Below are 17,275 nucleotides of genomic sequence, written 5' to 3'. Positions count from 1 at the left end.
TCCTCTCGCCTCAGTCTACAACCAGCGGCGCGTTCTCGCGATATAGGCGTCGAACTCGGCGCCGAACCGTTGCGACAAATGGCGCTCTTCCCGCTCTATCGCCAGCCGTTGCAGCAGAACGGCCGCCACGGGCGTGAGCAGGAGCATCCATGTCGAGCCGAGGGCGAGACCGAGGCCCGCGATCAGCGCCACATGCGACACATAGATGGGGTTGCGCGACCATTGGTAGGGCCCTGTGGTGACGAGGCTCGAGACGGCGCGATCGGGCCGGATCGTGGTGCCTTGCCGGCGCATCAGCGACGCGCACCAGAGATCATTGGCGAGCGCGAGCGCAACGATGAGGCCGCCGGCGATGCGCGCGCCGAGCGGCCAGGCGTCCTCGGAGAGCGGCAGCAGCAGATCGAGCAGCGCCCCGCCGGCGATCGCCGCGAGGAGCAGCAAAGGCGGCCATGCGATCCGCGACGGCGGATCGGCCTCGGCTCGGCTCTCGTCGATGGACATGGGAACCCTCTTTCTGCTCAGATCGCGTTGGCGTGAAGGATTTTCAAGTTGCGACCGGATGAAAAGCCGCGGCCTCAGCCTTTCTTGCCGTCCCGTCGCCGCCCGGCTATTTAACCGGCTCCCCCGGCGCGATGAAAGTCGCATGATGTTCCGGGCGAGCCGGGAAGGATCGAGTGACGACAGATCGCGTGAGCGGAGCGCTCGACTTCTACGCCGCGGACCTCGCGCGCCTCGCCGCGCAGGATCGCTTGCGCACGCTCGCGCCGCGCCATGGGCTCGACTTCAGCTCCAATGATTTTCTCGCGCTCGCCGAGTCGCAGGAGCTGCGCGACGCCGCCGCGGCGGCGCTGGCGCGAGGCGTTCCCGTCGGCGCCGGCGGCTCGCGGCTGCTGCGCGGCGACCATGAGGAGCATCAGGCGCTGGAGCGCGAGGCGGCGGCCTTCTTCCATGCGGAGAGCGCGCTGTTTTTCGGCGCCGGCTTCACGGCGAATGAGGCGCTGCTCTCGACCTTGCCGCAAAAGGGCGATCTCATCGTCCATGACGCGCTCGTGCACGCCAGCGCGCATGAGGGCATGCGGCTCTCGCGCGCGGAAAGCGTCGCCGCCGCCCATAATGACGCCGACGCATTCGCCGATCAGATCGCCGCATGGCGCCGCGGCGGCGGCACGGGGCGGCCGTGGATCGTCGTCGAGAGTCTCTACAGCATGGACGGCGATTTCGCGCCGCTCGACGCGCTCGCCGAGATCGCCGCGGGTCACGACGGCTTTCTCCTCATCGACGAAGCCCATGCGACCGGCGTCCACGGCCCGGGCGGGCGCGGCCTCGCCGCCGCGCTCGAGGGCCGTGACAACATCGTCACGCTGCATACATGCGGCAAGGCGCTCGGCGTATCCGGCGGCCTCGCGCTGCTGCCCGCGACGCTGCGCGAATTCCTCATCAATCGCTGCCGGCAATTCATCTTCGCGACGGCGCCGTCGCCGCTCGTCGCCGCTTGCGTTCGCGCCGCGCTCCCGATCGTGGAGCAGGCGGAAGGCCGCCGCGTCGCATTGCGCTCGCGCGTCGCGCTCGCCGCGCGCAAATTGCTGGAGGCGGGACTGGCGCCGGCGCAGTCGCAGATCGCGCCCGTCATCGTCGGCTCCAATGCGCGCGCGTTGGCGCTGGCCGCGGCCATGCAGGCGCAGGGCTATGACATTCGCGCGATCCGCCCGCCGACCGTCGCCGAAGGAACCGCGCGTCTGCGCGTCTCGCTCACGCTGCATGTGAGCGAGGCGCAGATTTCTACCATGGTCGACGATCTTGCGCATGCGCTCGCGGGCCTGCCGGCATGACGCGCCTCGTCGTCGCGGGAACCGACACCAATGTCGGCAAGACGGTGTTTTCCGCCGCGCTCGCCGGCGCGCTCGGCGCCTATTATTGGAAGCCCGTGCAAGCCGGCCTCGACGGCGAGACAGACACAATGGCTGTCGCGCGGCTCTCGGGGCTTTCCGAAGAGAGGCTTCTGCCCGAGGCCTATCGCCTCCGCACGCCGGCCTCGCCGCATCTTTCCGCGCGCCTCGACGGGGTGGAAATCGATCCGGCGCGTCTCTCGCCGCCGGATCGCGCGCCGCTCGTCATCGAGACGGCCGGCGGGCTGATGACGCCGCTGACGGAAGCGTCTCTGACGATCGATCTCATCGCACGCTGGCGGCTTCCGGTCGTGCTCTGCGCGCGCACCACGCTCGGAACGATCAATCACAGCCTTTTGTCGCTCGAGGCGCTGCGGCGTCGCGACATTCCGATCCTCGGCGTCGCCTTCATCGGCGAGGAGAATGAGGAGACGCAGCGCATTATCGCGAAATTTTCCGGCGCGCGCGCGCTCGGCCGCCTGCCCTTTGTCGCGCCGCTCGGCGCCGAGACGCTGCGCGAGGCTTTTCTCGCGCATTTTCGTCTCGCCGATCTCGATTCGCGTCTTCCGCAATGACGCCCCTTCGTCATTGCGAGCGCAGCGAAGCAATCCAGAGCCATGAGGCGGCTCCCGGATTGCTTCGTCGCTGCGTTCCTCGCGCGGACGAGCTTGGGCGCTCTGGCTCTGTCGCGGCGAACGACAATGCGCGCCGCATCGAGGAGCGCGCGGCATGATGGCGCGGCGCTCGTTCCTTTCCATTGCGGCGTCGCTCGGCGGCGCATTGGCGCTCGCGGGCTGCGACAAGCCGGGTTCCGGCGCGGCGTATCGCTACCGCCTGACGCTGGACGTCGAGACGCCGGAAGGCGCGAAGACGGGTTCGAGCGTCATCGAGGTGCGGACATGGGAAACGCATTTCGAGGGCAAACGCACCAATCACGCGGTGACAGGCCAGGCGGTCGTCGTCGATCTCGGCGCGCGCGGGCTCCTGTTCGCGCTGCTCGCGGGGCGCGGCCAAAATGGCGGGCTCGGCTCAGTGGACCATGCAGCCTATCTGCCGGCGCTTGTGGCGCTGCGCGGGGAAAAACTGCGGGACTCCGATCCGGCATTCCAGAAAAAGCTGTCCTCGACGGGCGGCGGCGACCTGATCGACAAGGAAATCCCGTTTCTTGTGCGCTTTCGCGACATCGATGATCCGAAGAGCGTCGAAGCGGTCGATCCGAACGATCTCGCAAAGAGTTTTGGCGAGGGCGTGCGCTTGAAGCGCGCGACGATCGAAATGACCAGCGATCCGGTGACGACGGGGATAGAGAAGAAGTTGAAGTGGATGAACTGGCCGCATGAGATGTTGGTTGATTATCCTGACGGTAGAGCGCCGATGCGTCTGCCTGACGTAAGCCCGCGTGGATGGGTAACCCTAAGCATCGTAACTTTCATTGCGAGGCCCCAATGACGATCTCCAACGACCTGTTTCTCGCGATCCTAGCGATGGATTCCTACAATCGCGGCTACGGCGCCGGAATTGATTTTGGCCAGAATTCTAATGACGACAGCCAAAGGAGACGGTGATGACATCGCCCGTCTGGCGGCCTTTCACCCAGCACGCTCTGCAGAAAGACGCAATCCTCATCGCGCGCGGCGAGGGGGCCTGGCTCGAATGCGCGGATGGCCGCCACATTCTCGACGCCATCTCCTCCTGGTGGGTCATCACCCATGGCCATCGCCATCCGAGGATCGTGCAGGCGATCAAGGATCAGGCGGATCGGCTCGATCAGATCATCTTCGCCGGCTTCACCCATGAGCCAGCCGAATCGTTGGCGCGTCGGCTCGTCGCGCTGACGGCGCCGGGGCTCGATCATCTGTTCTATTCCGACAGCGGCTCCACCTCGGTGGAGGTCGCGATCAAAATGGCGCTCGGCTATTTCCGCAATCGCGGCGTCGCGCGCAATCGCGGCGTCGCGCGCAATCGCGTCATCGCTCTCGAGCATGGCTATCATGGCGACACCATCGGCGCCATGTCGACCGGCGCGCGTTCCGTCTTCAACGCGGCCTATGAGCCGCTGCTCTTCGATGTGACGCGCATTCCTTTTCCGAGCGCCGGCTGCGAGCAGCAGACGCTCGACGCGCTGGAGGCGGCCTGCCGCAGCGCCGACGCCGCCGTTTTCGTCGTCGAGCCGCTCGTGCTCGGCGCCGGCGGCATGCTCGTCTATGGCGCCGATACGCTGCGCGAGATGCGGCGCATCTGCGCGGCGCATGGCGTGCTCTTCGTCGCCGATGAGGTGATGACCGGCTTCGGCCGCACCGGAACGCTCTTCGCGTGCGAGCAGGCGGGCATCGTTCCCGATATCGCCTGCTACGCCAAAGGCATCACCGGCGGCTCATTGCCGCTCGCCGTGACCATGTGCTCGGCGGAGATTTTCGAGGCGCATTATTCCACCGATCGCGCGCGCACTTTTTTTCATTCGAGCTCCTTCACCGCCAATCCCATCGCCTGCGCGGCGGCGCTGGCCAATCTCGACATTTGGGAGAGCGAGGATGTGCGCGGGCGCATCGCGCATCTTGCGGCGATGCAGGAGAAGCGGCTGCAGCGCTTTACGAATGACGCGCGCTTTTCCAATGTGCGGCGCATCGGCACGATAGCGGCGCTCGATCTGCGCGCGCGCGACGCCGGCTATCTCGCGACCATCGGGCCGGCGCTCTATGAATTCTTCATCTCGCGCGGCTTGCTGCTGCGTCCGCTCGGCAACACGATCTATATTCTGCCGCCCTATTGCATAGAGGCGAGCGAGCTCGACGCGCTCTATGCGGCGATCGACGAGGCGGGGGATCGCTTCCGCTGAAAGCGTTGCGTTCCGCCTCGACAGAGAAGGCGGCTCGCCGCCTACTCCCTCACTCCGCCGCCATCTTCAGATCGGGCTTGATCGCGTAATATTCGCCATAGAGCCGCGCGATCTCGGCGCGCGCCTCCAGCACGCTGCGGGCGCGTATGTGGCCGAAGCCGCGAATCTTCTCCGGTATGCGGGCCAGCGCGACGGCGGCGGCGTGATTGGCCGGGGACAGGCGCGGCAGAATATCGTCCAGCAGCGTCTGATAATCGGCGAGCATCTTGCGCTCGGAGATACGGTCGCTGTCGGGACGGAAGGGGTCGAGAATGGTGCCGCGCAGGCCCTTGAAGCGCGCCAGCCATTTCAGCACATGGAACATCCACGGGCCGAAGGTGATCTTGCGCGAGCCGCCTATGTCGTTCTTGCGCTGGAAGGCGACGAGATTGGGCGCGAGATGTAGCTCCATGCGCAGATCGCCCTCGAAGATTTCGGCGAGCTGGCGCTGGAACGAGCCATCCGTGTAGAGCCGCGCCACCTCGAACTCGTCCTTGGCCGACATCAGCTTGAACAGCCCGCGCGCCACCGCCTCGGTCAGCTCCTTCGTTCCCGGAACGCGCTCCTTCTCGAGCCGCGCGACGGCGTCGACGCGGGCGCGATAGCGGGCGGCGTAAGCGGCGTTCTGATAATCGGTGAGGAAGGCGACGCGGCGATCGATCATCTCCTCGAGGCTCTGCGAAACGTCACGAGTCGGATTACGCTCGCGCAATGAAGAGACGACGGTCGTCACGCTCGAAAGATCATGCGCGGCGCGGCGGCCCCAGGCGAAGGCGGAATGATTCATCGCCACCGCCTCGCCATTCAGCTCGATCGCGCGCAAGAGCGCGGCCTCGGAGAGCGGCAGCAATCCCTTCTGCCAAGCGTAGCCGAGCATGAACATATTGGCGGCGATGGAATCGCCGAGCAGCGCCAGCGCCAGCTCCGTCACATTCAGGAAATCGACGCGCTCGCCGGCGGCCTCGCGTATCGCGCGCTCTATGCGCTGCGCCGGCAGCACGAAATCCGGGTCGCGCTCGATGTCGCCGGGAAACACCTCGGCGCTGTTGACGACGACATGGCTGCGCGTGGGATCGATGGCGGCGAGAATCTGCTTGCCGCCGGCGACGACGAGATCGCAGCCGAGCACGAGATCGGCCTCGCCCGCGGCGATGCGGATCGCGTGAACCTCGTCAGGCGTGCGGCCGATCTTCACATGGCAGTAGACGGCGCCGCCCTTTTGCGCGAGGCCGGCCATGTCGATGACGCCGACGCCCTTGCCCTCGAGATGCGCGGCCATGCCGAGAATGGCGCTGACCGTGACGACGCCCGTCCCGCCTATGCCGGCGACGAGCACGCCGTAAGGCGCGGCGCCGATCTGTGGAACGGCGGGCTCCGGCGGCGGCGGACATTGCGTCTCGCTGGTCGGCGCGGCCTTTTTCATGCGCGCGCCATGCACGGTGACGAAGCTGGGGCAGAAGCCCTCGAGGCAGGAGAGATCCTTGTTGCAGCTCGACTGGTCGATGCGGCGCTTGCGGCCGAATTCCGTCTCCAGCGGTTGCACCGACACGCAATTGGAGGCGCGGCCGCAATCGCCGCAGCCTTCGCAGACCAGCTCGTTGATGACGACGCGCACATCCGGGTCGGGATATTCGCCGCGCTTGCGGCCGCGGCGTTTCTCGGTTGCGCAGGTCTGATCATAGATCAGAATGGTGACGCCGTCCGTCGCGGCCAGCTCGCTCTGCACGCTGTTGATGACGTTGCGGTGATAAATGTCGAGGCCCGGCGGCCATTGAATATCGGAGGCGTATTTGTGCGGCTCGTCGGAGACGAGCGCAATTCTGGCGACGCCTTCCGCCGCCACCTGATGCGCTATCGCCTCGACGGTCAGCTCGCCCTCATGCGCCTGTCCGCCGGTCATGGCGACGACGCCATTGAAGAGAATCTTGAAGGTGATGTTCGTCTTGGTCGCGACGGCGAAGCGAATGGCCAGCGAGCCGGAGTGATTATAGGTGCCGTCGCCGAGATTTTGGAACACATGCTTGCGCGTCGAGAAGGGCGCCTCGCCGATCCAATTGGCGCCTTCGCCGCCCATATGCGTGTAGCCCTCGGTCGAGCGATCCATCCATTGCGCCATATAGTGGCAGCCTATGCCCGTATAGGCGCGCATGCCTTCCGGCACATGGGTGGATGTCGAATGCGGGCAGCCGGAGCAGAAATGCGGCACGCGCACGCCGGCGTCGGTCAGCGATTTGCGGCGCTCCTGCATGTGCTCGAGCCGGCGCACGCGCCCTTCGAGATCGTCCGAGCGAACGTAGTTCAGCAGCCGCCGGCCGATGGCGATGGCGACGTCATTGGCGTCGAGCGAGCCTTTGACCGGGAAGAGCCATTCGCCGACCTCGTCCTTCTTGCCGATGCAGATGGGCTGATGCGACGAGCCATAGAGCTGCTCGCGCAGCTGCACCTCGATCAGCGAGCGCTTCTCCTCGACGACGATGACGAGATCGAGCCCGCGCACGAACTCGCGCAGGCCTTGCGGCTCGAGCGGCCAGGGGCAGGCGATCTTGTAGAGGCGCAGGCCGTAATCATTGGCCTTCACCTCGTCTATGCCGAGATCGTCCATCGCCTGGCGCACGTCGAGATAGGACTTGCCGACGGTGATGACGCCGATCTTGGCGTTGGGGCCGCCCGATGTGACGATGCGATTGAGGCGATTGGCGCGGATGAAGGCGAGCATGGCGTCGCGCTTGCTCTCCTGCATGCGCTCTTCCTGCGTCAGCACCGGATCGCGCGGACGTATGTTGAGGCCGCCCGGCGGCATCAGAAAATCGAGCGGCGCGATGGGGCGCACGCGATCGAGCGAGCCGTCGACGGAGGCGGTGGATTCCACCGTGTCCTTGATGAGCTTCAAGCCGGTCCAGACGCCAGCGTAGCGCGACAGCGCGAAGCCCATGAGGCCGTAGTCGAGAATCTCCTGCACGCCGGCCGGCGAGAGGATCGGCATCATCATATCGACGAAGACGAACTCCGACTGATGCGCGGTGGTGGAGGATTCCGCCGTATGGTCGTCGCCCATCAGCGCCAGCACGCCGCCATTGCGCGAGGAGCCGGCGAGATTGACATGGCGCAGCGCGTCGCCAGAGCGATCGACGCCCGGCCCCTTGCCGTACCAGACGGAGAAGACGCCGTCATATTTGCCTTCGCCGCGCATCTCCGCCTGCTGCGCGCCCCAAATGGCGGTGACGGCGAGATCCTCGTTGAGGCCCGGCATGAACAAAATGTCGTGCTTGTCGAAGAGCGCCTTCGCCTTGTGCAGCTGCGCGTCTATGCCGCCGAGCGGCGAGCCGCGATAGCCGGAGACGAAGCCCGCCGTGCGCAGTCCGGCGCGACGATCCATCTCCTTCTGCATCAGCAGAAGACGCACGATCGCTTGCGTGCCGTTGATGAGCACATGCGTCTTGGAAAGATCGAATCGATCGGCGAGGGACACGTCGCCTAGGGCGGGGCCGGTTGTCGTGGCGCCGGCGACTTCATCCGCCATACGTATTCTCTCCTCGCTCGGCGCGACGCCCTCGCGGGGAGCCCCGCTCGCGCAGGGCCGCGCGACGTCATCGTCTCGGAGAGGGGCGCGAGGCCCGCTCCCCGTATGAAGCGTTGCCGCTCGAAAGCTCTCGCGCGAGGCGCTTTCGAAAGAGTCATATTGCGGATTTGCGCGTCGGCGGAAAGACTCCCGTCCTCCTCATCCGTGAAAATCCGTATCCCATCCGCGAGGGATGGCCGCCGCCGCCCCCGGCGCGACCCGCCCGGCTTGTCCTTGCGGCGCCGGGCGTGGCATTATACGTCACGACGAGCGACGCCAGCAAGCGAGCCTTCGCGGGCGCCGAAAAAGCTGTCGAAACAGCGCGTCCGGCCCTGTTTCCGCCGCCTTCCGCGACTACAGCCTCCGCGCTCGGAGCGGGAGCGATTCGCGAGAGCGCCGCGCCCCACCGAGGCGAGAGCCCCTATGCCGAGAAGATTTGCATTCGCTTCGCTGACCCTCGCCATGGCGCTCGCCGCCGTCCCGGCCGCCGCGCATCCGCATGTGTGGGTCGCCATGCGCAGCGAGATCGTGTTCACGCCGGACGGCAAGATCAAGGGCGTGCGCCACGCCTGGACCTTCGACGAGATGTATTCCGCCTTCGCGCTGCAAGGGCTCGGCAAGGACGGCAAGCCGCCGAGCCGCGAGGAGCTCGCGCCGCTCGCCAAGACCAACGCCGAATCGCTCGCCGAATTCGACTATTTCACCTTCGCCAAATATCAGAACGCCAAGGCCGCCTTCGGCCCGCCGGAGGATGTGTGGCTCGAGGCCGACGACAAGCGCATCGTCACCATGCATTTCACTCTGCCGCTGGAAAAGCCGCTGCCGGCGCAAAAGCCTTTCTCCTTCCAGACCTATGATCCGACCTATTTCGTCGCCTTCGATCTCGAGAAGCAAAATCCGGTGACTCTCGCCGGCGCGCCGGCGGGCTGCTCCACCAGCGTTGTGGAGCCGAAGCCATTGCTCGCCGTCGACACGCAAAAGCTCAGCGAAGCCTTTTTCGCCAATATGTCGCCCGGCGTCGATTTCGGCATGAAGCTCGCCGCGCGCATCGTCGTGGCCTGCCCGTGAGGGCTTCGCCGCGGAATCGCGCGCTGCTCCTCCCGGCGCTGGTCTTGGCGCTGGCCGCGCTCGCGCTGTCGCAGGACGCCGCGCTGGCGCAGGCGGCGCGTCACCCTTTCGCCGTCGGCCCTTCGGAAGGCCCAGTGGGCGCGGCGAGCGGCCTCGCCGGCCTGCTGCTCGCATGGCAGAGCAAATTCCATTTGGAGCTGCAGAACGCCGCGCGCGCGCTGAAGACCGACAACAGCGCCTTCTTCCCTCTGGCTGCCGCAAGCTTCGCCTATGGCGTTTTTCACGCCGCCGGGCCGGGTCATGGCAAGGCCGTGCTCGCCTCCTATATGATCGCCAATGAAACGGCGCTGAAGCGCGGGCTGACGCTCGCCATTTTGGCGGCGCTGCTGCAGGGCGTGGTGGCCATAGCGCTCGTCGGCGTGGCGGCCATTCTCTTCGGCTTCACCGCGCAGCGCATGACCGAGGCGGCGACATGGATCGAGACGGCGAGCTACGCCGCCATCGCCGCCGTGGGCGCGCGCCTCGCCTATGTGAAAGGGCGCGCGCTGCTCGCCGCGCTGCGGGCGCCGGCGCCCGTCCTCGCCGTCGCGCGCCGCGGCGCCTTCGCCTGCGAGGCGGTCGACGACGATCCCGGCCATGTTCACGGGCCGGACTGCGGCCATATGCATGCGATCGACGCCGCGCGGCTCGGCGTCGGCTTTCGTTGGGGCGATGCGCTGGGGACGGTCGTCGCGGCGGGTCTTCGTCCCTGCTCTGGCGCCATTCTCGTGCTCGTCTTCACACTGTCACAAGGCGTCTTCATAGCCGGCGCAGGGGCGACTCTGCTGATGTCCGCCGGCACGGCGATCACCACCGGCGCCTTGGCGGCGACGGCGGTCTTCGCCAAGGATTTCGCGGCGCGTCTCGCCGCGCGCAGATCGTCGCGCGCGGAGACGCTGCTGCGCGCGGGCGAGCTGCTCGCCGCTCTCCTCGTGCTCGCTTTCGGCCTCGCGCTGCTGCTCGGCGCGCGCGCCGTCGGCGCCTGAAGGCTTTCAATTTCGCGAGCCGCGGCGATGCTGCGCTGCGACGACGATCGTCGCGCGCGCGGGGCTGCGCTCGCGCCCGCGGCGCGCTATATTTTCGTGTGCGGATTGCGCTGTCCCGAGTTGTCGCTATCCCGAGCAAACGCTAATCCATTGAGCGGACCGCTGGGCCGCGGTCGATCGCGCCCATGCCCGGAGGCCACGAATGACTGCCGCCACTCTCGCGTCGGACCCTTACGCCACCCGTCCCTGGGTCGCGTCCTATCCGCCTTTCGTACCAGCCGAGATCGACCCGGCGAGCTATTCGACCCTCGTGGACATGTTCCGCCAGAGCGTCGTCGAATTTTCCGGCCGCACCGCTCTCGAGAGCTTCGGCGCCAAGCTAACCTATGCGGAATTCGGCAACGCCGCGCGCTCGATCGCGGCCTGGCTGCAATCGCAGGGCATCGCCAAGGGTGATCGCATCGCGATCATGGCGCCCAATGTGATGGCCTATCCGCCCTTGATCTTCGGCGTGCTTTTCACGGGCGCGGTCGTCGTCAACGTCAATCCGCTCTATACGCCCAAGGAGCTCGCGCATCAGATCGAGGATTCCGGCGCGCGCATGATCTTCGTGCTCGAGAATTTCGCTCACACCGTCGAGGCCGCTTGGCCGTCGATGAGCCTCGAGAAAGCCGTCGTCATCGCTCCGGGCGATCTTCTCGGCCTGCGCGGCCCGATCGTGAATTTCATCTCGCGCTATGTGAAATGCGCCGTGCGGCGCTATCGCCTGCCGCAGAGCCTGCGCTTCTCGCGCGTGCTGCGCGAAGGCGCCGGGGCGCCGCTGCGCGACGCCGACGTCGGCCCGGACGATCTCGCCTTTCTGCAATATACGGGCGGCACCACCGGCGTGGCCAAGGGCGCGATGCTGCGGCATCGCAACATAGCGGCCAATGTCACGCAATCGGCCGCCTGGCTCTGCCCCTATCTGCCGACGCCGCTCGATCAGGTGATGGTGACGGCGCTGCCGCTCTATCACATCTTCGGCCTCACCGCTTGCTGCCTGCTGATCGTGAAGATCGGCGGCTCCTGCCTGCTCATCGCCAATCCGCGCGATATCCCCGGCTTCGTGAAGACGCTGCGCAAATCGCGCTTCACCATGATCTCCGGCGTCAACACGCTCTATGCGGCGCTCGCCAATCATCCCGATTTTGCGCGCGTCGATTTCTCCGATCTCATCTTCTGCATCTCCGGCGGCATGGCGACGCAAGACGTCGTCGCGCGCAAATGGAAGGAGATCACCGGCCATCCCATCATCGAAGGCTATGGCCTTTCGGAGACCTCGCCGGTCATCACCTGCAACCGGCCGGATCTCGTCGAATTTTCCGGCGCCATCGGCTATCCCTATCCTTCGACGCAAGTGTCGATCCGCCTGCCTTCCGGCGAGCCCGCGCCGTTCGGCGAGCGCGGCGAGCTCTGCGTCAAAGGTCCGCAAGTGATGGCCGGCTATTGGAATCGGCCGGAGGAGACCGCCGCCGCGACGACGGAGGACGGCTTTTTGCGCACCGGCGACGTCGCCGTGATGATGCCGGACGGACTGATGAAGATCGTCGATCGTCTCAAGGAGATGATCCTCGTCTCCGGCTTCAACGTCTATCCCAATGAAGTCGAGAATGTGCTGACGCGCCACCCCAAGGTCAGCGAGGCGGCGGTGATCGGCATTCCCGATCCGCATTCAGGCGAAGCGGCGCTCGCCTTCATCGTGCCGCGCGACCCCAGCGTCACCGGCAAGGAGCTGCATGATTTCTGCCGCGAGACGCTGACGCATTACAAGGCGCCGCGCCATTTCGAGTTCCGCGACAGCCTGCCCAAGACCAATGTCGGCAAGGTCCTGCGCCGCGTTCTGAAGGAGGAGTATCTCGCGCGCGGAAAATAGCGTGGCGCGCAGAAAGCGCGCCAGCCGCTCAGCGCACGCGCGTCCACTCCTCGCCGCCGCAGATATTGGTGCCGTTGACGCAGCCCTCGAGAAGCAGCACCTTCTCGCTGCGCAGCGCGAGGCTCGCGGCGTAGCTCTGGCCGTCCTTGGCGTTATAGATGGTGCCGGTCCATTGATTGTCGCCGGCAGGCTTAAGATTCAGGATCGGCAGGCCGAGCAAAGAGCGCTTGCGCTGGCGGGGGTCGGGATTGTTCTCGTCGACGCCCTTCTCGGAGAGCCAGGCGATCTTGCCGCAGATCGCTTGCCCGCAGCGGCTGATCTGAATATGCGCGGTGCCGTCGGCGACGCGCCACTCGCCGATCGGATCGGCGAGCGCCGCGGTCGCGACGACAGAAAAAATCGACGCGCACATCCAGGACCGCTTCATCTCGAGCCTCCGTTTGAATAATCACGGGCGGGAGTATAGGGCTAAGCCATGCCTCAGACCAATACGCCGGCCGCGGCGCCCCTCGCTGCGTTGCGGCAAAAGGCCGGGCCGATCCGGGCGCTCATTCTGGGCGGGACCAGCGAGGCGCGCGCGCTCGCCGCCCGTCTCGCCGGCGACGCGCGCCTTCATGCGGTGGTCTCGCTCGCCGGCCGCACCAGCGCGCCGCTCGCCTCGCCGCTGCCGGTCCGCATCGGCGGCTTCGGCGGCGTCGAGGGGCTGACGCGCTATCTCGTCGAGGAGCGCATCGAGCGCGTGATCGACGCCACCCATCCTTTCGCGGCGCGAATTTCCGCCAATGCGCGCGCGGCCTGCGCGGCGCTGGGCCTGCCGCTGCTGGTCTACACGCGCGCGCCTTGGAGCCCGATGGAGGGGGATCGCTGGATCGAGGTCGCGGACAATGCCGGCGCGGTGGCCGCGCTGGGCGAGGCGCCGCGGCGCGTTTTTCTCACCATCGGCCGTCTGGGGCTCGCGGATTTTCTGTGTGCGCCGCAGCATTATTATCTGATCCGAACGATCGATCAGCCGCAGGAGAACGATCTACCGCAACGCTACCAATTGATCCTGGAGCGCGGTCCTTTCACAGTCGAGAGCGAATTGTCCCTGATGCGCGCCTCGGCGGTCGACGTCGTCGTCTCCAAGAACAGCGGCGGCCGCGAGACCTATGCGAAGATCGAAGCCGCGCGCATGCTCGGCCTACCGGTCGTGATGGTCACGCCGCCGTGCGGCGGCGCGGCGCGCATCGTTCATGACGTCGCGGCGGCCGTCGATTTTCTCTTTTGCGAGGCGGCCTAGATGAGCGTCGCTCTGATGTTCCAAGGCACGGGGTCGGATGTCGGCAAATCGCTGGTCGTCGCCGGCCTCGCGCGCGCGCTCACCCGGCGCGGCTTGCGTGTCGCGCCCTTCAAGCCGCAGAATATGTCCAACAACGCCGCGGTGACGGCGGACGGCGCCGAGATCGGCCGCGCCCAGGCGCTGCAGGCGCGCGCCGCCCGTCTCGCGCCGACCGCCGATATGAATCCCGTTCTGCTGAAGCCGCAGGGCGCCGCCGGCGCGCAAGTCGTGCTGCGCGGAAAGATCGTCGGCTCGGCGCGCGCGCGCGACTATCAGCAATGGAAGGCGGGGCTCATGTCCGCCGTGCTGGAGAGCTATGAGCGCCTGCGCGCGAGCTGCGATATCGTGCTGGTCGAAGGCGCCGGCAGCGCGGCGGAGATCAATCTGCGCGCCAATGACATCGCCAATATGGGCTTCGCCCGCCGCGTCGACGCCCCGGTCGTGCTGGTCGGCGATATAGACCGCGGCGGCGTCATCGCGCAGCTCGTCGGCTGCAAGGCCGTGCTCGATCCAGAGGATGAAGCGCTGATCCGCGGCTTCATCGTCAATAAATTCCGCGGCGATCCCTCGCTCTTCGACGAAGGCATGCGCTTCATCGCCGAGCGCACCGGCTGGCGGCCGCTCGGGCTCGCGCCATTTTTCGCCGACGCCGCACGTCTGCCGGCGGAGGACGCTTTCGGCCTGCGCGCCGGCGCCTCGGGCGGGGAGGGCGGCCTGACCATCGCCTCGCCGCTGCTGCCCAATATCGCCAATTTCGACGATCTCGATCCGCTGCGGGCGGAGCCGGGCGTGCGTTTCATTCTGGTGCGGCCGGGCGAGCCGCTGCCGGCGGAGGCGCGGCTCGTGATCTTGCCGGGCTCCAAGGCGACGATCGCCGATCTTTCGGCCTTCCGCGAGGCCGGCTGGCACATAGACCTCGCCGCGCATATTCGTCGTGGCGGGCGCGTTTTCGGCATTTGCGGGGGCTATCAGATGATGGGCCGTCGCATCGCCGATCCGCAGGGGCTCGAGGGACCGCCCGGCGCGGTGGAGGGGCTCGGCCTCCTTGATATGGAGACGGTCTTCGAGACCGAGAAAGTGCTGAAGCAGGTGAGAGGCGCGACCATCGCCGAAAATATCCCCTTCTACGGCTATGAGATGCACGCCGGCCGCACAGAGGGGCCGGATTGCGCGCGTCCGCTGCTGCGCTTCGAGGATGGGCGGCTCGACGGCGCGGCCTCCGTGGATGGGCGCTGCGCCGGCGTCTATGTGCATGGCTTTTTCGCCGATGATTCTCTACGCGCCGCCTTTCTGCGCGATCATGGCGCGCGCGCCTCGGACCTCTCCTATGAGCAGTCGATCGAGGCGACGCTGGATGGCCTCGCCGAACATTTCGAGCGCCATTTGGACGTGGACGCGCTTTTGGAGCTGGCGCGATGAGCGCTTCGCCGCCGATCCTGCCGCCAATCCTGCATGGAGGCCGGCTCGATCTCGCACGGGCGCTATTTCCAGAGGCGCCGGAGCCCTGGATCGATCTCTCGACCGGCGTCAGCCCCTATCCCTATCCGTTTCCGCCGCTCGCGCCGGAGGTTTTCACCCGCCTGCCGGACGTCGCCGCGCTCGCCGCGCTGGAGCGCGTCGCGGCCGTCGCCTATCGCGCGGGGCCGACGGCCCAGGTGGTCGCGGGGGCGGGGACGCAGGCTTTCATTCAATGTCTGCCGCGCTTGCAATGCCTGCCGCGCTCGCGGGTCGCCGTCCTCGGCCTCACTTATGAGGAGCATGCGGCCGCCTGGCGCGCCGCCGGCGCCGAGGTCGCGCGGGTGGAGACATTGGCGGAGATCGCGGCGGCCGAGATCGGCGTCGTCGTCAATCCCAATAATCCCGACGGCCGCCTCGCGCCTGTCGCGCGCCTCGCCGAGACCGCGCGCGCCATGGCGGCGAAGGGCGGCCTGCTCATCGTCGACGAGGCTTTCGCCGATTTTCTTTCCGCCGAAGCCAGCCTCGCGCCGCGCGCGGGGGAGGAGGGCCTCCTGCTCTTGCGATCTTTCGGCAAGGCCTATGGGCTGCCGGGCGTGCGGCTCGGCTTCGCCCTCTGCGGCGCGGCGCTCGCCGGGCCGATGCGGGCGGCGCTCGGACCCTGGAGCGTCTCCGGCCCGGCGCTGGCGATCGGCGCGGCGGCGCTCGCCGATGCGCCCTGGCTCGCGGGCCGCGGCGTCGCGCTGGCGCAGGACGCCGCCCGGCTGGACGGGCTGCTCGCCGCATCCAGCTTCGAGATCATTGGCGGAACGTCGCTTTTTCGGCTCGTTCGGCATGCGGCGGCGGATCGATGGTTTGCCCATCTCGCTCGGCGCGGCATATTGACGCGAAGGTTCGGCGAGCAGCCGGATCGGCTCCGTTTCGGCCTGCCGGCTGCGCCCGCGGCCTGGGAACGGCTGGAGCGCGCATTGGAGAGCGGACGAAATGGTCTTTGATCCCGAGCCGTCGCTCGTCGCCAGCGCGCCATTCTCGGCGGAGGAGCGCGCCGCCGTCTATCGCGCCATCCACACGCGCCGCGACGTTCGCGACGAATTCCTGCCCGATGAATTGTCGCACGAGGAGGTGATGCGCCTGCTCGACGCCGCGCATCACGCGCCATCGGTGGGCTTCATGCAGCCATGGAACTTTCTGCTCGTCCGCGACCGCAGCCTGCGAGAGGCCGTGCACGCCGCCTTCGAGCGCGCCGCCGAGGCGGAGGAGGCGCAGCTGCCGCAAGAGCGCCGCGCGCAATATCGCAGCTTGAAGCTGCAGGGGATTTTGAAGGCGCCGCTCAATATCTGCATCACCTGCGACCGCTCGCGGCAGGGCCGGACGGGGCTCGGCCGCACGCAGCAGCCCGAGGCCGATCTCCTCTCGACCGCTTGTGCGGTGCAGAATTTCTGGCTGGCGGCGCGAGCGGAGGGAATCGGCGTCGGCTGGGTGAGCATATTGAGAGAGCAGGACTTACGTGCGATTCTCGACATTCCGGCGGACATCGCCATCGTGGCCTATCTCTGCGTCGGCCGCGTCGCCAAAGCCTATGCGCAGCCGGAGCTCGAAATTCGGCAATGGGCCAAGCGCCTGCCGCTCGAGGAACTGATCTTCTCCGACCGATGGGGAAATCGCATAAATAATTCCAAGGGTTGAGACGGTTACAAAATTGACAAGCTTTTGTGATTTTTAGGACCCTGAAAGCCGCGCTCTCCTTTTGACCTTCGCCTGAACGGGTCTATAGTGAGCGCAAGGCGCAAGGGCGGATGCGCTGCAGCATGAGCTAGCGGCTCCGCTCGCGGTATGCGTCTTGCTTGCCATTAGGCCGGCAATCTTGGGGTCGGATTTATGAAACCAGCAGATTACGAGCTCGTTTACGATAAGGCCCGCCCTCTCTCGAACACGACGACGCTCACTGTCGCGGAAGTGCCGGATCGAATGGAAGATCTGCTGCATCTGCTCAGCGAGGCGATGATCGAGGGGCGTGACAATCATTCGCGGCTGACGGAAATTCACCTTCCCATGTCGCGCTTTCCGCAGATGGATTCGAAATTCTGGCACATCCCGGTCGAGGATTGTGGCGAGCATCCCGTCCTGCGGCTGTTCTTCGAGACGCAGAGCGACTTCACGCACTGATCTCGACGATC

15 protein-coding genes are annotated in these 17,275 nt (G+C 66.7%); 12 read left to right on the top strand and 3 right to left on the bottom strand.

What is annotated here, in order from left to right; translation table 11 throughout:
* Positions 1-15: 15 nt before the first annotated feature.
* Positions 16-501 (bottom strand): methyltransferase family protein, encoded by a 486-nt coding sequence (locus ACT53T_RS05045; protein WP_476160384.1) that lies wholly within the window; start codon positions 499-501, stop codon positions 16-18.
* A 173-nt stretch (positions 502-674) separates the two neighbouring features.
* Between ACT53T_RS05045 and ACT53T_RS05040 the strand changes: the two genes are divergently transcribed.
* The 4 genes from ACT53T_RS05040 to ACT53T_RS05025 all read left to right on the top strand — a co-directional run bounded on the left by ACT53T_RS05040 (position 675) and on the right by ACT53T_RS05025 (position 4,722).
* Complete coding sequence (locus ACT53T_RS05040) at positions 675-1,829, top strand: 8-amino-7-oxononanoate synthase (RefSeq protein ID WP_476160383.1); 1,155 nt, start codon at positions 675-677, stop codon at positions 1,827-1,829.
* Positions 1,826-2,461: a dethiobiotin synthase gene (bioD, locus tag ACT53T_RS05035; RefSeq protein WP_476160382.1), complete on the top strand. Its 636-nt coding sequence runs from the start codon at positions 1,826-1,828 to the stop codon at positions 2,459-2,461. Before ACT53T_RS05040 ends, bioD begins: the two co-directional genes overlap by 4 nt.
* A 154-nt stretch (positions 2,462-2,615) precedes the next feature.
* Positions 2,616-3,335, top strand: coding sequence for a hypothetical protein (locus ACT53T_RS05030; RefSeq protein WP_476160381.1), 720 nt, complete (start codon positions 2,616-2,618; stop codon positions 3,333-3,335).
* A 115-nt stretch (positions 3,336-3,450) separates the two neighbouring features.
* The gene (locus tag ACT53T_RS05025; RefSeq protein WP_476160380.1) at positions 3,451-4,722 is read left to right on the top strand and encodes an adenosylmethionine--8-amino-7-oxononanoate transaminase; all 1,272 of its coding nucleotides are present in this window, start codon (positions 3,451-3,453) and stop codon (positions 4,720-4,722) included.
* 49 nt (positions 4,723-4,771) lie between these two features.
* Here ACT53T_RS05025 and ACT53T_RS05020 read toward each other — a convergent pair whose 3' ends face one another.
* Positions 4,772-8,281, bottom strand: coding sequence for an indolepyruvate ferredoxin oxidoreductase family protein (locus ACT53T_RS05020; RefSeq protein ID WP_476160379.1), 3,510 nt, complete (start codon positions 8,279-8,281; stop codon positions 4,772-4,774).
* 462 nt (positions 8,282-8,743) lie between these two features.
* On the opposite strand from ACT53T_RS05020, the gene ACT53T_RS05015 reads away from it, so the two are divergent.
* The 3 genes from ACT53T_RS05015 to ACT53T_RS05005 all read left to right on the top strand — a co-directional run bounded on the left by ACT53T_RS05015 (position 8,744) and on the right by ACT53T_RS05005 (position 12,325).
* Positions 8,744-9,388 carry a DUF1007 family protein gene (locus tag ACT53T_RS05015; protein ID WP_476160378.1) on the top strand — a complete coding sequence of 215 codons (645 nt, stop codon included), beginning with the start codon at positions 8,744-8,746 and terminating at the stop codon, positions 9,386-9,388.
* 44 nt (positions 9,389-9,432) lie between these two features.
* Positions 9,433-10,413 carry a nickel/cobalt transporter gene (locus ACT53T_RS05010; RefSeq protein WP_476160377.1) on the top strand — a complete coding sequence of 327 codons (981 nt, stop codon included), beginning with the start codon at positions 9,433-9,435 and terminating at the stop codon, positions 10,411-10,413.
* 202 nt (positions 10,414-10,615) lie between these two features.
* Positions 10,616-12,325 carry an AMP-binding protein gene (locus ACT53T_RS05005; RefSeq protein ID WP_400768975.1) on the top strand — a complete coding sequence of 570 codons (1,710 nt, stop codon included), beginning with the start codon at positions 10,616-10,618 and terminating at the stop codon, positions 12,323-12,325.
* A 28-nt stretch (positions 12,326-12,353) separates the two neighbouring features.
* On the opposite strand, the gene ACT53T_RS05000 is transcribed toward ACT53T_RS05005, so the two are convergent.
* Positions 12,354-12,752 (bottom strand): DUF2147 domain-containing protein, encoded by a 399-nt coding sequence (locus tag ACT53T_RS05000; RefSeq protein WP_476160376.1) that lies wholly within the window; start codon positions 12,750-12,752, stop codon positions 12,354-12,356.
* Between the two features lie 48 nt (positions 12,753-12,800).
* Between ACT53T_RS05000 and ACT53T_RS04995 the strand changes: the two genes are divergently transcribed.
* The 5 genes from ACT53T_RS04995 (at position 12,801) to ACT53T_RS04975 (ending at position 17,264) form a co-directional block, all read left to right on the top strand.
* Positions 12,801-13,604, top strand: a complete 804-nt coding sequence (locus ACT53T_RS04995) for a cobalt-precorrin-6A reductase (RefSeq protein ID WP_476160375.1) — start codon at positions 12,801-12,803, stop codon at positions 13,602-13,604.
* Entirely contained in the window at positions 13,605-15,062 is a 1,458-nt protein-coding gene (locus tag ACT53T_RS04990) for a cobyric acid synthase (RefSeq protein ID WP_476160374.1), read from the top strand.
* Positions 15,059-16,093 carry a threonine-phosphate decarboxylase CobD gene (cobD, locus tag ACT53T_RS04985; RefSeq protein ID WP_476160373.1) on the top strand — a complete coding sequence of 345 codons (1,035 nt, stop codon included), beginning with the start codon at positions 15,059-15,061 and terminating at the stop codon, positions 16,091-16,093. The genes ACT53T_RS04990 and cobD overlap by 4 nt, the downstream gene beginning before the upstream one ends.
* Entirely contained in the window at positions 16,083-16,784 is a 702-nt protein-coding gene (gene bluB, locus ACT53T_RS04980; protein ID WP_476160372.1) for a 5,6-dimethylbenzimidazole synthase, read from the top strand. Before cobD ends, bluB begins: the two co-directional genes overlap by 11 nt.
* 192 nt (positions 16,785-16,976) lie before the next feature.
* A complete protein-coding gene (locus ACT53T_RS04975) occupies positions 16,977-17,264 on the top strand; it encodes a hypothetical protein (protein WP_026191413.1) in 288 nt (95 codons plus the stop codon).
* Positions 17,265-17,275: the final 11 nt, after the last annotated feature.

It is taken from the genome of Methylosinus sp. DMC45, from assembly GCF_056313885.1.
The sequence above is the reverse complement of the archived record's forward strand: the minus strand, read 5'-3'. Positions and strand labels throughout refer to the sequence as shown.

What these genes read in the sequence shown, in the direction of transcription:
- ACT53T_RS05045 (WP_476160384.1), bottom strand. Translation starts at nt 501, where the DNA reads ATGTCCATCGACGAGAGCCGAGCCGAGGCCGATCCGCCGTCGCGGATC.
- bioD (WP_476160382.1), top strand. Translation starts at nt 1,826, where the DNA reads ATGACGCGCCTCGTCGTCGCGGGAACCGACACCAATGTCGGCAAGACG.
- ACT53T_RS05030 (WP_476160381.1), top strand. Translation starts at nt 2,616, where the DNA reads ATGATGGCGCGGCGCTCGTTCCTTTCCATTGCGGCGTCGCTCGGCGGC.
- ACT53T_RS05025 (WP_476160380.1), top strand. Translation starts at nt 3,451, where the DNA reads ATGACATCGCCCGTCTGGCGGCCTTTCACCCAGCACGCTCTGCAGAAA.
- ACT53T_RS05020 (WP_476160379.1), bottom strand. Translation starts at nt 8,281, where the DNA reads ATGGCGGATGAAGTCGCCGGCGCCACGACAACCGGCCCCGCCCTAGGC.
- ACT53T_RS05015 (WP_476160378.1), top strand. Translation starts at nt 8,744, where the DNA reads ATGCCGAGAAGATTTGCATTCGCTTCGCTGACCCTCGCCATGGCGCTC.
- ACT53T_RS05005 (WP_400768975.1), top strand. Translation starts at nt 10,616, where the DNA reads ATGACTGCCGCCACTCTCGCGTCGGACCCTTACGCCACCCGTCCCTGG.
- ACT53T_RS05000 (WP_476160376.1), bottom strand. Translation starts at nt 12,752, where the DNA reads ATGAAGCGGTCCTGGATGTGCGCGTCGATTTTTTCTGTCGTCGCGACC.
- ACT53T_RS04995 (WP_476160375.1), top strand. Translation starts at nt 12,801, where the DNA reads ATGCCTCAGACCAATACGCCGGCCGCGGCGCCCCTCGCTGCGTTGCGG.
- ACT53T_RS04990 (WP_476160374.1), top strand. Translation starts at nt 13,605, where the DNA reads ATGAGCGTCGCTCTGATGTTCCAAGGCACGGGGTCGGATGTCGGCAAA.
- cobD (WP_476160373.1), top strand. Translation starts at nt 15,059, where the DNA reads ATGAGCGCTTCGCCGCCGATCCTGCCGCCAATCCTGCATGGAGGCCGG.
- bluB (WP_476160372.1), top strand. Translation starts at nt 16,083, where the DNA reads ATGGTCTTTGATCCCGAGCCGTCGCTCGTCGCCAGCGCGCCATTCTCG.
- ACT53T_RS04975 (WP_026191413.1), top strand. Translation starts at nt 16,977, where the DNA reads ATGAAACCAGCAGATTACGAGCTCGTTTACGATAAGGCCCGCCCTCTC.